The organism is Paenibacillus sp. FSL R10-2796, from assembly GCF_037965315.1.
Lineage (GTDB): Bacteria > Bacillota > Bacilli > Paenibacillales > Paenibacillaceae > Paenibacillus_AQ > Paenibacillus_AQ odorifer.
This window is the reverse complement of sequence record NZ_CP150178.1, coordinates 4,319,856-4,333,814: the sequence shown is the minus strand read 5'-3', so window position 1 is coordinate 4,333,814 and position 13,959 is coordinate 4,319,856. Positions and strand designations below refer to the sequence as shown.

Here is a 13,959-nt window from a genome sequence, read left to right as displayed (position 1 = left end):
TCGTCATAATAACTTTAGCCATCCATGCAGAACTCACAAAAGAAAGGTAGAGCGAACCCCTATGAAGAAACATAAGTTGTGGATCTTTGCTTCTTTAACCCTTGCACTTGCTGCCGCGCCGTTTGCAGGAATGCTGCTCCAGGGTAATGGCATAGTACAGACCAAGCAAAGTGCTGCTGCGTCATTTGTCCATGAACTAAATCATCCTGAAGAAGAGGCCTTGCCTGCCTTCAGCACGACTCCGATTAAACTCGGTTCTTCTGGTCAGGATGTTTATGAGTTGCAAGGACGTTTAAAACATCTGGGCTTTTATGAAGGGAAAATAGACAGTCAGTTTGGTCCGAAAACGAAAAATTCAGTAACGTGGTTTCAATGGAAGTTTGGAATGAAGTCTGATGGCATCGTAGGCGCTAAGACTAAGCTGAAATTGTATAACGCAACTAAGAACTGGAAGCCAACAGAGTCGGCTTCAGCAACCGGAAATAATACAGCAAACAACAACACCGGTAACAAAACAAATACAACCAATAATTCGGATTCAGCGTCTCTGTCTTCAGGGAATACGATGGGATTATCAGAAAATGATCTCAAAATTATGGCTAATGCCGTCTATGGTGAGTCAAGAGGTGAACCTTTCGAAGGACAAGTTGCTGTTGCTGCAGTAATCTTGAACCGGGTAAAATCTCCGAGCTTTCCAAATACGCCGTCTGGCGTTATTTTTCAGCCGGGGGCTTTTACAGCTGTAGCTGACGGGCAGATTTATTTGGAGCCAAATGAGCAGGCACGAAAAGCAGTGCAGCAAGCGCTGAATGGCTGGGATCCTTCGGGTGGATGTTTGTATTATTTCAACCCTAAAACGGCGACCTCCAAATGGATTTGGACTCGTCCACAGGTCAAGACTATCGGCCAGCATATTTTCTGTATGTAGATAAGTAAAGAAGTAAATCCAGAGAGCAACCGGGAAGAGGCATCCGGTTGCTTCCTTACTTTGGAATGGTTTAGAATGGTTATTAATTCATAAACATGTTAATGAGCAACTATCCACGCGGTAAAGGAGTTTTGGACTTGACTAATAATGTATTTCAGCATGGCAACGTTGCAGGTATGCGTATTCACGTGATGCCTACCAAGGCGTTCAAGACCTACGCCATCTCACTTTATGCCGGCGTCCCACTTAATGAGGATACGGTCACCCCTACAGCACTTGCTCCATTTGTGCTCCGCAGAGGTACCGCTTCTTATCCAGAGACTACTCAATTCCGTGAGCGTTTGGAGGAGCTGTATGGCGCTGGATTTGGTTTTGATATTTATAAAAGAGGCGATTATCAGATTGTTCAGTTTCGCATGGACACCATTAATGACTCCTTCGTGCAGAGTCAGGAGAGCTTACTTGAACAATCCTTTGCTTTCCTAGGAGAAGTCCTGACCCGTCCGTTGGTGGAGGATGGAAGCTTCCGTCCTTCCTATGTTGCAACAGAGCGTGAAACAGTGCGCAAGAAGCTGGAATCTATCGTAAATGATAAGATTCGTTATGCTGCGGAACGCTGTATCGAAGAAATGTGCCGTAACGAGCCCTATCGTCTTCATCCACTGGGTCAAAGAGCAGATTTGGATCGGATTACCCCAAAAAGTTTGTACGAATCTTATAACTCATGGCTGGATGGAGCTATTTTGGATCTCTATGTTGTGGGAGATACGACTACTGAGGAAGTTGAAAAGCTTGTGCAGCAGCACTTCGGACGCATTCAGTCGGAGGTGGGCTTATATAGCTCCAAGTTTGTCCCAGTATCCGTCAGCGAGGTGCGGACGGTAGAGGAGAAGCTGGATGTCAGTCAGGGCAAGTTGAACATGGGTCTGCGCACATCGATTACGTATAAGGACGATACATATGCGTCCGCACTTATGTACAACGGAATATTAGGAGGATATCCGCACTCCAAACTCTTCGTCAATGTACGGGAGAAAGCCAGTCTTGCATACTATGCTTCTTCACGCTATGACGGTCACAAGGGGATTGGAACGATACAATCAGGCATCGAAACGCAAAATTACAACAAAGCTGTTGAAATTATAGAGAAACAACTGGAAGAGATGAAAGCTGGCAATATCAGTGATCTGGAGTTAAGCCAGACCAAAGCCATGATCCGCAATCAGCTTTCCGAGATTCCGGATTCTGCTTTTGAGATGATCTCTTACGACTTCAACCGCCAGTTGTCAGGAAAAGAACGGACAGCGGATCAGCTGCTAGAAGAGGTGGAACAAATCGGTGCAGGGGAAGTAAAAGCTGCAGCGGAGACCTTTCAGCTGGATACGATTTATTTCTTGACAGGGAAGGAGGAATAGAGATGGAACAGATTCAATACGACAGACTTCAAGAGACCCTTTATCATGAGGTGATGGAGAATGGGCTTCAGGTTTATGTATTGCCAAAACCAACATTCAAAAAAACTTACGCCACATTTGCAACTAAATATGGTTCTGTAGATAACCATTTTCATGTCGCAGGTGGAGAAGAGACCACTGTTCCTGATGGTATAGCTCACTTTTTGGAGCACAAAATGTTTGAAGAGCCAGAAGGCGATATTTTTGCCACTTTTGCCTCAAATGGAGCTTCAGCTAACGCCTTTACAAGTTTTGATCAGACGGTTTATCTTTTCTCGGCAACAGAGAACATAGAGACCAACCTTAGTACACTCGTTGATTTTGTACAACGACCTTATTTTACGGATGAAAATGTAGAAAAGGAAAAAGGGATCATTGGTCAAGAAATCAATATGTATGCAGATAATCCAGACTGGCGCGTGTACTTTGGCCTTATTGAGGCGATGTATTCGAAACATCCGGTTCGGATTGATATTGCCGGAACAATAGAGTCGATTAGTACGATTACGAAAGAAACACTGTACACTTGTTACAACTCTTTTTATCATCCCAGCAATATGCTGTTGTTCGTAGTGGGTGGTGTGGATCCGGAGAAGGTATTCTCGTTGATTCGCAGCAATCAGCAGGGGAAATCTTATGGTAAACAAGGTGAGATTAAGCGTATTTTTGAAGAGGAGCCGGAACAAGTCGCTACGAAGCGATTAGAAAGCAAACTCGCTGTTTCGATGCCTAAGATTATGTTTGGATTTAAGGAAAAAGTTGATGGTCTTACAGGTGAAACTGCGCTTAAGCGTGATCTCGCCACTAAGCTTATGCTTGATTTGCTGGTTGGCAGCAGCACAGCGTTGTACCAAAAGCTCTATGATGAAGAACTGATCTCAGACAGCTTTGGCCATGAATTTAATAGTTCAGAACAATATGCTTTTTCAGCTATGGGTGGAGATACCAAGGACCCGGATTTGCTGCTAAAACGAATAAAAGAAGAAGTGGACCAGATCTTAAAGTCTGGCTTTGCTGAGAAGGATTTCGAGCGGGCACGGAAAAAGAAAATAGGCGGATATTTGCGCATGCTGAACTCCCCTGAAAGTATCGCACATGAATTTACACGTTACCAATTCCGCGGTGGTGACCTGTTTGAAGTTCTGCCTATTTACGAATCGATTACTTTAGCTGAAGTGAATGAGCGTTTACATGCCCATGTAAATTGGGAGCAGCTCGCTGTTTCACTAGTGGTGAGTCCTTAAATGGCGCTTTTGGGAGAGAGCAACAAACCATTAGGAGAAATGACAGTTCTGGTGACAGGGGGCAGCGGGGGAATCGGTGGCGCCATTGCAGAACGGTTTGCCTCTGTAGGCATGAATATTGTTATTCACTACAAGCACTCACATGAAGCTGCTAATGATGTCGCTCGGCGTTGTATGGCCCTTGGAGCAAAGGTAATGACTGTAAATGCGGATATGAAGGATCGCAGTCAGATTGTACGAATGGCGGAGAAGCTTGAAAGTAATGGAATGCAGCCGGATATTCTTGTCAACAATGCCGGTAAATCTCATTATGGGATGCTGGCTGATGTGAGTGAAGAGGAATGGGACGATATTATGGCCATTAACTTGAAAGGGACCTTTATGTGCAGCCAGATTTTTATGCCGTACATGGTATCCCAGCGTTATGGTCGAATCATCAACGTTTCTTCCGTGTGGGGAATATCGGGAGCCTCTTGTGAGGTCGCTTATTCAGCCAGTAAAGGCGGAGTAAATGCTTTTACTAAGGCGTTAGCCAAGGAACTAGCACCTTCTGGCGTAACTGTGAACGCGGTAGCTCCAGGAGCGGTTAATACGAATATGTTGTCTAACCTACAGGAGGATGAGGTCCGGATGCTGGAGGATGAGATTCCGGCGGGACGTTTGGCTACACCGAACGAGATCTCCTCACTGATTTACTTTTTAGCATTGCCTGAATCCGGGTATATTACTGGGCAGATCATTAGCCCTAACGGTGGCTGGATTACGTAATGCTTAACTTGGAGAAAAGCTCCAGCATAAGAATCTATCGTCTGAGACATATTATAAGTGTTGTTTTTTAATCTCTCGTAAGGCGGCTTACAGCCTGTATGCAGGTGTTTGACCGTAAACATGAAGGAGGATTTAAGATGACACAAGACGATAGCGTAATCAAAAATTTTGACACCTGGAAGAAATTCCTAGGTAAACGGGTTGTACAGGCGGAGAAACTTGGGATGAGTCAAGACACAATCTCAAAGCTGGCTTTTGAAATCGGGGAATTCCTTGATGAAAAAGTGGATCCAGCAAACACTCAAAACCGTGCGATCAAAGAGCTATGGGATGTCGGCAACGATGAAGAAAAGCAAACGATTGCTAAACTCATGGTCAAGTTGGCGAAAGACAACGCCTAAGCTTGCGGAAAAGCTCCCCCTGTGGGAGCTTTTCTGCAATTATTACAGGACTGACCTTGCCTTTCATTTTTATTTTATATATCATTAACATGACCCGTGTAAAAGACCGCTTTGCCGGGGCAGCTTTTTTTGCTGTATTGGCAAAGGGTAGGGAAAAGGAATCTATGAGGTGTACAAGTGGAATATAAACAGTGGTATATGGAATACAAGATTCACAAGAACAGACCCGGTCTGCTTGGTGATATCGCTTCAATGTTAGGGATGCTGGAAGTTAACATTCTGACGATTAATGGAGTTGAAGGAAAAACTCGCGGAATGTTGCTGGAGACCAATGATGATGAGAAAATTATGCTGATGGGCGAAATGCTCAAAAAAGTTGATAATATTACAGTTTCAGCTCTGCGGTCTCCAAGGCTCGTGGACAAGCTGGCTGTGCGCCATGGGCGATATATTGAACGGGATTCAGATGATCGGAAGACGTTTCGTTTCACCCGCGATGAGCTAGGTCTATTGGTTGATTTTCTCGGTGAACTGTTTAAAAAAGATGGGAATCAGGTTATAGGACTTCGTGGTATGCCCCGTGTAGGAAAGACGGAATCCATTATAGCTGGCAGTGTCTGTGCTATGAAACGCTGGACATTTGTCTCCTCCACATTATTGCGGCAGACGGTGCGCAGTCAATTGGCTGAAGATGAGATGAACCCACATAATGTATTTATAATTGATGGTATAGTTAGTACGATCCGCTCTAATGAGAAACATTATAATTTATTGCAAAATGTTATGAGCATGCCAAGCACAAAGGTTATTGAGCATCCAGATATTTTCGTACGCGAATCTGAGTATAGTTATGAAGACTTTGATATTATTATTGAGCTGCGGAATAATCCAACGGAAGAAATCTTGTACGAGTCATTTACGACGAGCTACAGTGATGATTTATAGAACACAAACGATGAAGAATACACTTCCGAGCATGTTTTTTTATAAAGCTGGTTAAGGAAGTTTACATTCATAGAACTTACAGGAGGTGATGGTATGTCGGAACTGGGCCGGCAATTGAAAGAGGCACGTCTGCAAAAAGGGATGAGTCTTGACGATGTCCAGGAAGTAACAAAAATTCGCAAAAAGTATTTGGAAGCCATCGAGTCTGGAGACTACAAGGTGCTTCCAGGAAGTTTTTATGTGAGGGCGTTTATCAAAACGTATGCAGAAGCAGTAGGCATGAGTCCTGACGAACTGCTCGAGGAGCATGGGAACGTACCTGCACCACCCGCAGACACGACCATGGAGACGGTGATTCAAAAGCGCAGCCGTAGACCCGAAACCGAACGGAATGCAAAATGGCTGCCAACGGTGCTGATGTGGACATTCCCTATATTGATTATTGTGGTGATTTACATTTATGCTTCTAGTTTAAACAAAGCAGACCCTGATCAAGTTGATCAAACAAATATCACCAATAATGTGCAGGATCCTAATACAGCACAAACATCTCCACCCGCATCAGGAGGCGGTGTAGTAGCGCCTACTTCCTCGGCAGGTGCAGAAGCAACTACTGAGCCAACTACGGAGCCTACGCCAACACCGACACCAACGCCGTCTCCTCAATCGATCACAGTTACACCAGATGGGAAGTCAGGCAAAACAACGAAATTTAAGGTTACAGCTCCTGCCGGAAGCGAAGTTAAGGTTGAGATTGTTGCATCCGGAGTAAGCTGGCTTGAAGTTTACAAAGGCGAAAACTCTAAAGGTGAAAAACTCTCCTTCGGAAATACTGCAGCAGGAGAAACTATGAGCTTCGTTCTTGGTAGTGAGGGCATGTATATTAAGTCTGGGTATTCCCCAGCAACTGAAATTACCGTAAATGGTCAAGTAATCACGGATGAGAAGACGTCCTCACGTCTCCTGCTTAATCTTGACGACGGTTCTGGAAGTGAAGGTACCCAAAGTGACGGGACAGGCGAATAACAAATAGGATGTATAGACTTTGGCTTTAGGGAGAACATAAGACTGTTTTCAGTTTTAGCCAAAGTGAGGTGTACATCTTATGACAGTTAGCTGGATTGTAGCTGGCCTTGGGGTTGTTGTCAGTCTCATCGGATACTATTTGACACCAGGTGCTTGGGGATACGGAATTCTCGGATTCGGTATTGCACATATTGTGCTAGGAATTCTGGATATGTTTCGTAATCCGGTCCGAAGCAGATAGAAGCTGTAGAAATGAACGTCTCCAACGGCGTACTTCCGGTGGAGACGTGTTTCTACCCTTTGAACCAAACTCACTCGAAGGAAAAGCTCCACTTAGTGGGGCTGTTTTCTATGTCGGGTGAGCTACATAATGATTTATCCAAAATTAGACTTAATAGTACCATTCTCTTATAATAGTAGCAGACTAATTGTATAAAGGACGTGGAGTTTAATGAGTTCAGAATGTTCATTTGATATTGTATCCAAAATGGATATGCAGGAGTTAACGAATGCTATTCACCAAACAGAGAAAGAGATCGACAACCGCTTTGATTTTAAGAACAGCAAAAGCAGTCTGAAGCTGGAGAAAGACGCACTTATAATCGCCTCTGAAGACGAATATAAGCTCAACGCTGTTATTGATATTTTACAATCAAAGATGGTGAAAAGAGGCATTACCCTAAAAAATCTGGATTTCGGTAAAGTAGAACCGGCCTCCCTGGGATCTGTACGTCAACGTTTAGGGCTTAAGCAAGGCATTGATCAGGAGAATGCGAAAAAGATTAATATTCTGATCCGTGATTCAAAATTAAAGGTGAAGAGCCAGATCCAAGGGGATCAAATTCGTGTGACCGGTAAGAGCCGCGACGATTTGCAGCAGATTATTCAGATCTTGCGTAAAGCTGATTTGCCGCTGGATCTACAATTCATGAACATGAAATAGAATTTTGTGCCCCGCAGTGCTTATTAGCACTAACAACGCGGGGTGCTTTCTGTTTTTTTGACACCTATTTATTGCTATAATATACTTGCTTAAGTAGAAATGGATTAGCCTGATTTAGGCAATTTGTATGAACGATTTAGGGGAGGAAAACTTCAGTGAATTTGCCCAACCGCATCACGCTAGCTCGTATTTGCCTGATCCCGATTATGATGTTTTTTTTACTGGTAGATTTCAGTTTTTATCCAGAACCGATACATTGGGGCTCGTTTCAGCTATCTGTTAATCATTTGGTAGCAGCTGTAATCTTTTTGCTTGCGGCCAGCACGGATGGAATAGACGGCTACATTGCTAGGAAATATAATATGGTCACCAATCTCGGTAAACTCCTTGATCCACTTGCGGACAAACTGCTGGTATCTGCAGTTCTGATTTCACTTGTGGAGCTGGGCAGATGCGATTCATGGATTGCTATTGTAATCATCAGTCGTGAGTTTGCAGTCACCGGACTTCGCCAGATTGCATTGCTAGAGGGAAAAGTGGTTGCCGCCAGCAAATGGGGCAAGATAAAGACGGTTGTACAAATTGTTGCGATCTCACTGCTGTTGTTGAATAATTTCCCATTTCAATTTGTCAGTATTCCTGTAGACGATATTGCTATTTGGGCCGCAGCGCTGATCACTATTTATTCTGGAATTGATTATTTTGTGAAGAATAAGGATCTGCTACAGCTGCATAATGCGTAAGCATGTAAGCTGGATATACAAGGAAAGGTAATAGGTGAAGCACCTATTACCTTTTTTGAAATCCAAAAGCAGTGTACCTACATTATAACGAGGAGGCGAAAGCCAGGTATGAAAGCGGAGATTATTGCAGTAGGGACAGAGCTTTTGCTCGGTCAAATCGTGAATAGTAATGCCCAGTTTTTGTCTATCGAGCTAGCTGCCATCGGGATCGATGTATACTTTCAAACCGTTGTCGGTGATAACAGCAGCCGCCTACAGCAAGCCATCGAGATCGCTCAGAGTCGGGCTGACGTTATTATCTTTACGGGCGGAATTGGCCCCACTGAGGATGATCTGACTAAAGACGCACTGGCTGCATCGCTAGGTAGAACGCTCCATATTGATCGTTTGGCGATGGATCATGTACAACGTTTCTTTGATGATCGTAAGATCGTTATGACCGAAAATAACCGCAAACAGGCACTTATAATTGAAGGAACTACACCGTTGCCGAATGAAATCGGTCTTGCGGTTGGGATTGCTTTTGAGCATGAGAAGAAATATTATATTGTGCTTCCAGGTCCACCTCGTGAGATGAAACCGATGTTCGTTGATAAAGCAGTACCGTGGCTACAGCAGCACGCTTTGACGAACGAAACACCGCTTTATTCAAAAATGCTCAAATTTGCCGGCATCGGAGAATCACTGCTGGAGGACAAGCTCATCGAACTGATTCGCAGTCAGACTGATCCAACGATTGCTCCGTATGCCAAAGAGGGAGAGGTAACTGTTCGTATTTCGACAAAGGCCCCTTCTGAGCATGAAGCTACAAAAAAGCTGGAGATACTGGAACAACAAATCAAGGAGATTTTGCCGGAACATTTGTATGCGAACATTGATGTGCCGCTGGAGCAATTGATTGTGGATTGGATGGCGGATGCCGGCCTGACCTTAAGTGCGGCAGAGAGCTGCACCGGAGGTTTGCTGATGGAGAGCATAACAAATATTCCAGGCAGTGCATCGATGTTTGCCGGCGGAATCGTCTGCTATTCGAATGACCTAAAGAAAAAGCTACTGAATGTGCCAAGTGCTTATTTGGAGGGACCCAATGCTCCTGGAGCCGTAAGTCGAGAAGTTGCCGAGGTGTTGGCTGACCAAGTGAGAATGATTGCAGACAGCGATTTCGGCTTATCTGTTACGGGTGTGGCTGGACCGGGTTATTCTGAGCGCAAGCCTGTTGGACTTGTATTTATCGGCTTGGCTGAACGGGGACGTAAGACAGAGGTCTATGAGCTTAATCTTAAAGGTACACGGGAAAATATCCGGTTGCGTACTGTAAAGGCTCTGCTGTATCGTCTGTGGCGGAGACTTGAGGAACGCAAGGTGGAGACACCTCTTGAGGGTTCAGACTTGTAATGGGAGATTAGCCCAGTTATAATAAACACATACGGAAGAACCGTGGCACTGAGATTTCTTTGCTGCGGTTTTTTGTATATTTGCAGAGATTTTGATTACGATGACTACTCATGATCATAAGTCGTTGATGTCCGGTGAAGTGGGGAATTTAATTAACTTCTATCTCCGGAGGGAGGCTTACAATAAAAGGGATAAATAACGCCCAAGACAAAAAAAACGAATGTATGTTCGAAAAAAAGCTTGGCAAGACCTTAAAAACACGTTATTATATTACTATAAACAGTGAAGGAAGTGGTCTGATTGTCAGATCGTCGTGCAGCGCTTGATATGGCGCTTCGTCAAATAGAAAAACAATTTGGTAAAGGTTCGGTAATGAAACTGGGAGAATCCACGCATATGCAAGTGGAAGTTGTACCTAGCGGATCTTTGGCACTTGATATTGCGTTAGGTATAGGCGGACTTCCAAAGGGACGTATTATTGAAGTATATGGACCGGAATCTTCAGGTAAAACAACAGTTGCTCTTCATGCTATTGCAGAAGTGCAAAGACAAGGCGGACAAGCTGCATTTATCGATGCCGAGCATGCGCTTGATCCGAAATATGCACGTAACTTGGGCGTAAATATCGATGAGTTGCTGCTTTCTCAGCCAGACACGGGTGAACAAGCGCTGGAAATCGCCGAAGCACTCGTTCGTAGTGGAGCCGTTGATATTATTGTCGTTGACTCCGTTGCTGCTTTGGTACCTAAGGCTGAAATTGAAGGCGATATGGGTGATTCCCACGTCGGATTGCAGGCTCGCTTGATGTCTCAAGCACTTCGTAAGCTTTCTGGTGCCATTAGCAAATCCAATACGATCGCTATCTTTATCAACCAGCTTCGTGAGAAGATCGGTGTTATGTTCGGTAACCCTGAGACAACTCCGGGTGGTCGTGCATTGAAATTCTACTCTTCTGTACGTTTAGATGTACGTCGCGTAGAGAGCATCAAGATGGGGAACGATGTGGTTGGTAACCGTACTAAGATCAAGATTGTGAAGAATAAAGTAGCCCCTCCTTTTAAACAGGCTGATGTTGATATTATGTACGGTGAAGGGATTTCCAAAGAGGGGAGTCTTGTAGATATCGGTACTGAAATGGATATCGTGAATAAGAGTGGTGCATGGTATTCCTACGAAGGCGAGCGTCTCGGTCAAGGACGTGAGAATGCTAAACAGTTTTTGAAGGAACATCAGGATATTGCCCTTATTATTGAGAATAAGATCCGTGAAGCAAGTAATTTATCCACTATTGTTGCTGCGCCGAAGAATGAAGATATTATTGCAGAGCAAGAAGAAGAAGAGAAATTGCTTCTCGAAATCGAATAGTATATTAAGCAATAGGACGCCCTGTGATTGATTGTTGCAGGGTGTCTTTTCTTAACAAGTAACGAAAGTAAGACGATAACCGATCTATTGCTACGAGGTGACAAACAACTATGGTAATACAACTGGATTTTGAAGCAGAAGAACAAGATGAGCAGGTGTTATCTGATTTTCCTGAAGGAGAACTCTTAGAGATCACTAAAGTAGAACGTCAAAAGAAATCTGACCACCGTTATATCATACATTTCGGAGCATATAACATGACTGTGCACGAGGACGTCATGATTAAATATCGAATGATTACTGGTAATTCTTTTATGAAGGCTGATTTGGTGGAAATTGTTGTAGCTGATGAGCGTCAACGAGCTTATGTAGAAGGCCTCCGTTATCTAGAACGTAAACCACGCACCGCTATGGAAATGACTCGCCGTTTACGCCAGAAGGAAATAGGAGAGACTATTATTGCGGAAGTGGTGCAGCGGCTGCAGGAGGAAAGACTTCTTGATGACCCTTTATATGCTAAGCAATGGGCAGAGCAACGAATAGCGAACCAGCGGAAAGGGAAGATGTGGATTCGACAAGAGCTACGTGAGAAAGGGATAGACAAAACCCTTATATCGGAAGCTTTGGAGAATATTACTCCTGAACAAGAGCTGGAGAGCGCACTCGAAACTGGGCGCAAGAAATGGAATCTCATCCGTGGAGAAGCTTCAGATAAGCGAAGAAAGACTGGAGCCTTCCTTATGCGCCGTGGATTTTCGGGCGATATGGTTCGCCAAGTGATCAATACTTTACTTGCGGAAGACAATTATGAAGGTGAAGATGAGGATTTTTACTAGAATCACTGATTCTCTTGACATTAATGCGTATATCGACTCTCTTGACAATGTCTTTTTATAAATAATAAAATATAACATGAATCGGCATAAAATTAGAATCCTTTTTCCTTCCCAAAAAGGAGACTGTTTTAAACGGTTCACGTACAACTCATATGAAATGTAATCGCCGGATAAGGCGGGCAGTGTGCATGTGCAGCATGTGCAGTATGGCAATCGGTTGTTTACCGGTTTTTTGTATGGTGATGAACGGATAGTTAAACAACTGCACAATTCCCAGGGATATACCTTGGAGAGGAACCAACGAGGAGGTGAACAGATGCTGGAATCATGGATCTGGGTCATTATCGTTCTCGTTGTAGCTGCAATATTCTTTGGGTTCGGTTATTTTATTCGTAAATCCCTTGCAGAAGCTAAAATCCAAAGCGCAGAAAGAGAAGCCGTTGTCATCGTTGAGAATGCGAAGAAGGACGCTGAGGCGCTGAAGAAAGAAACAGTATTGGAAGCTAAGGACGAAGTCCATAGAATCCGTACTGAAGCTGAGAAAGAAACTCGTGAACGTCGGAATGAAATCCAACGGCAAGAGAGACGTTTGCTGCAAAAGGAAGAATCTCTGGATAAAAAAATGGAATCGCTTGAAAGAAAAGAAGAACAAGTAGCTAACAAAGAGAAACGAATTGATGAAACCCAACAGCAAATTGATGTTATTTACAAAAACCAAGTCACTGAATTGGAACGTATCTCCAATTTAAGCATCGAAGATGCAAGAAGTATCATTCTTAGCAATGTTGAGCAAGAAGTTCGCCATGAAACGGCACAAATGATCAAAGAAATTGAACAGCAGGCGAAAGAAGAAGCGGATAAGAAATCCCGTGAAATCATCACACTCGCTATCCAACGCTGTGCAGCTGATCACGTAGCGGAAACAACGGTTTCAGTTGTTACGTTGCCGAATGAAGAGATGAAAGGTCGGATTATCGGTCGTGAAGGCCGTAATATTCGTGCTTTGGAAACTCTTACAGGTATCGACCTCATTATTGATGATACGCCGGAAGCAGTTATTTTGTCAGGATTTGATCCAATCCGCCGTGAAGTGGCCCGTACTGCACTTGAGAAATTGGTGGCTGATGGACGTATTCACCCCGCTCGTATTGAAGAGATGGTGGAGAAATCCCGCAAAGAAGTGGACGAACGGATTCGGGAATATGGTGAACAAGCTACTTTCGAAGTGGGCGTTCACGGTTTGCATCCAGATTTGATCAAGATTCTGGGGCGTCTGAAATTCCGTACAAGCTATGGTCAAAATGTATTGAAGCACTCCATGGAGGTTGCTTATTTAACAGGACTGATGGCCGGTGAGCTTGGGGAAGACATCGTGCTTGCAAAACGTGCAGGATTACTCCATGATATCGGCAAAGCGCTGGATCATGAAGTGGAAGGTTCGCATGTTGAGATCGGCGTTGAACTAGCGAAGAAATATAAAGAACATCCGGTTGTTATCAACAGTATCGCATCTCATCATGGAGACTGCGAAGCTACCTCGGTTATTGCTATGTTGGTTGGTGCCGCTGACGCATTGTCGGCTGCTAGACCTGGTGCTCGCCGTGAAACACTGGAAACGTATATTAAACGTCTAGAGAAACTGGAAGAAATCTCAGAGTCATTCGAAGGCGTAGAGAAATCATTTGCTATTCAAGCGGGCCGTGAGGTGCGCGTGATGGTACAGCCAGAGAAGATTGACGATGCAGAGGCATTCCGTCTTGCTCGCGATATTACGAAGATGATTGAAAGTGAACTGGATTATCCAGGACATATCAAGGTTACCGTTATTCGTGAGACACGGGCTGTTGAATACGCTAAATAGGCAATAAGTAGATAACATACGCTTCGGAAATAACGATATTTATGATCGTT

At 44.1% G+C, this 13,959-nt stretch carries 14 protein-coding genes; all 14 read left to right on the top strand.

Annotated features, from left to right (window positions below; all coding sequences use genetic code 11):
• Positions 1-61: 61 nt before the first annotated feature.
• The 14 genes from sleB to rny all read left to right on the top strand — a co-directional run bounded on the left by sleB (position 62) and on the right by rny (position 13,909).
• Complete coding sequence (sleB, locus tag NST58_RS19575) at positions 62-928, top strand: spore cortex-lytic enzyme (RefSeq protein ID WP_036688421.1); 867 nt, start codon at positions 62-64, stop codon at positions 926-928.
• Positions 929-1,104: 176 nt separating this feature from the next.
• The gene (locus NST58_RS19570; RefSeq protein ID WP_248548863.1) at positions 1,105-2,343 is read left to right on the top strand and encodes a pitrilysin family protein; all 1,239 of its coding nucleotides are present in this window, start codon (positions 1,105-1,107) and stop codon (positions 2,341-2,343) included.
• Positions 2,344-2,345: 2 nt separating this feature from the next.
• Complete coding sequence (locus NST58_RS19565; RefSeq protein WP_339243910.1) at positions 2,346-3,626, top strand: pitrilysin family protein; 1,281 nt, start codon at positions 2,346-2,348, stop codon at positions 3,624-3,626.
• Positions 3,627-4,394 (top strand): 3-oxoacyl-ACP reductase FabG, encoded by a 768-nt coding sequence (fabG, locus tag NST58_RS19560; protein WP_036688412.1) that lies wholly within the window; start codon positions 3,627-3,629, stop codon positions 4,392-4,394.
• Between the two features lie 137 nt (positions 4,395-4,531).
• Positions 4,532-4,795, top strand: coding sequence for a DUF3243 domain-containing protein (locus NST58_RS19555; RefSeq protein ID WP_036688409.1), 264 nt, complete (start codon positions 4,532-4,534; stop codon positions 4,793-4,795).
• Between the two features lie 177 nt (positions 4,796-4,972).
• Positions 4,973-5,740, top strand: coding sequence for a DUF3388 domain-containing protein (locus NST58_RS19550; protein ID WP_339243908.1), 768 nt, complete (start codon positions 4,973-4,975; stop codon positions 5,738-5,740).
• A gap of 93 nt (positions 5,741-5,833) precedes the next feature.
• Positions 5,834-6,766 carry a RodZ domain-containing protein gene (locus NST58_RS19545; protein WP_076179903.1) on the top strand — a complete coding sequence of 311 codons (933 nt, stop codon included), beginning with the start codon at positions 5,834-5,836 and terminating at the stop codon, positions 6,764-6,766.
• Positions 6,767-6,845: 79 nt separating this feature from the next.
• Complete coding sequence (locus tag NST58_RS19540) at positions 6,846-7,007, top strand: hypothetical protein (protein WP_169744781.1); 162 nt, start codon at positions 6,846-6,848, stop codon at positions 7,005-7,007.
• 210 nt (positions 7,008-7,217) lie between these two features.
• Positions 7,218-7,709, top strand: a complete 492-nt coding sequence (locus tag NST58_RS19535; protein WP_076127877.1) for a YajQ family cyclic di-GMP-binding protein — start codon at positions 7,218-7,220, stop codon at positions 7,707-7,709.
• Between the two features lie 155 nt (positions 7,710-7,864).
• Complete coding sequence (pgsA, locus tag NST58_RS19530) at positions 7,865-8,452, top strand: CDP-diacylglycerol--glycerol-3-phosphate 3-phosphatidyltransferase (RefSeq protein WP_036688397.1); 588 nt, start codon at positions 7,865-7,867, stop codon at positions 8,450-8,452.
• A 108-nt stretch (positions 8,453-8,560) separates the two neighbouring features.
• Positions 8,561-9,847 (top strand): competence/damage-inducible protein A, encoded by a 1,287-nt coding sequence (locus NST58_RS19525; protein ID WP_036688393.1) that lies wholly within the window; start codon positions 8,561-8,563, stop codon positions 9,845-9,847.
• 300 nt (positions 9,848-10,147) lie between these two features.
• Positions 10,148-11,212 (top strand): recombinase RecA, encoded by a 1,065-nt coding sequence (recA, locus tag NST58_RS19520; RefSeq protein WP_076127879.1) that lies wholly within the window; start codon positions 10,148-10,150, stop codon positions 11,210-11,212.
• Positions 11,213-11,322: 110 nt separating this feature from the next.
• The gene (locus tag NST58_RS19515; RefSeq protein WP_248548830.1) at positions 11,323-12,048 is read left to right on the top strand and encodes a RecX family transcriptional regulator; all 726 of its coding nucleotides are present in this window, start codon (positions 11,323-11,325) and stop codon (positions 12,046-12,048) included.
• A gap of 319 nt (positions 12,049-12,367) precedes the next feature.
• Complete coding sequence (rny, locus tag NST58_RS19510) at positions 12,368-13,909, top strand: ribonuclease Y (RefSeq protein ID WP_036689085.1); 1,542 nt, start codon at positions 12,368-12,370, stop codon at positions 13,907-13,909.
• Positions 13,910-13,959: the final 50 nt, after the last annotated feature.

What these genes read in the sequence shown, in the direction of transcription:
- NST58_RS19535 (WP_076127877.1), top strand. Translation starts at nt 7,218, where the DNA reads ATGAGTTCAGAATGTTCATTTGATATTGTATCCAAAATGGATATGCAG.
- NST58_RS19565 (WP_339243910.1), top strand. Translation starts at nt 2,346, where the DNA reads ATGGAACAGATTCAATACGACAGACTTCAAGAGACCCTTTATCATGAG.
- NST58_RS19545 (WP_076179903.1), top strand. Translation starts at nt 5,834, where the DNA reads ATGTCGGAACTGGGCCGGCAATTGAAAGAGGCACGTCTGCAAAAAGGG.
- NST58_RS19525 (WP_036688393.1), top strand. Translation starts at nt 8,561, where the DNA reads ATGAAAGCGGAGATTATTGCAGTAGGGACAGAGCTTTTGCTCGGTCAA.
- sleB (WP_036688421.1), top strand. Translation starts at nt 62, where the DNA reads ATGAAGAAACATAAGTTGTGGATCTTTGCTTCTTTAACCCTTGCACTT.
- NST58_RS19570 (WP_248548863.1), top strand. Translation starts at nt 1,105, where the DNA reads ATGCGTATTCACGTGATGCCTACCAAGGCGTTCAAGACCTACGCCATC.
- NST58_RS19515 (WP_248548830.1), top strand. Translation starts at nt 11,323, where the DNA reads ATGGTAATACAACTGGATTTTGAAGCAGAAGAACAAGATGAGCAGGTG.
- NST58_RS19540 (WP_169744781.1), top strand. Translation starts at nt 6,846, where the DNA reads ATGACAGTTAGCTGGATTGTAGCTGGCCTTGGGGTTGTTGTCAGTCTC.
- NST58_RS19555 (WP_036688409.1), top strand. Translation starts at nt 4,532, where the DNA reads ATGACACAAGACGATAGCGTAATCAAAAATTTTGACACCTGGAAGAAA.
- fabG (WP_036688412.1), top strand. Translation starts at nt 3,627, where the DNA reads ATGGCGCTTTTGGGAGAGAGCAACAAACCATTAGGAGAAATGACAGTT.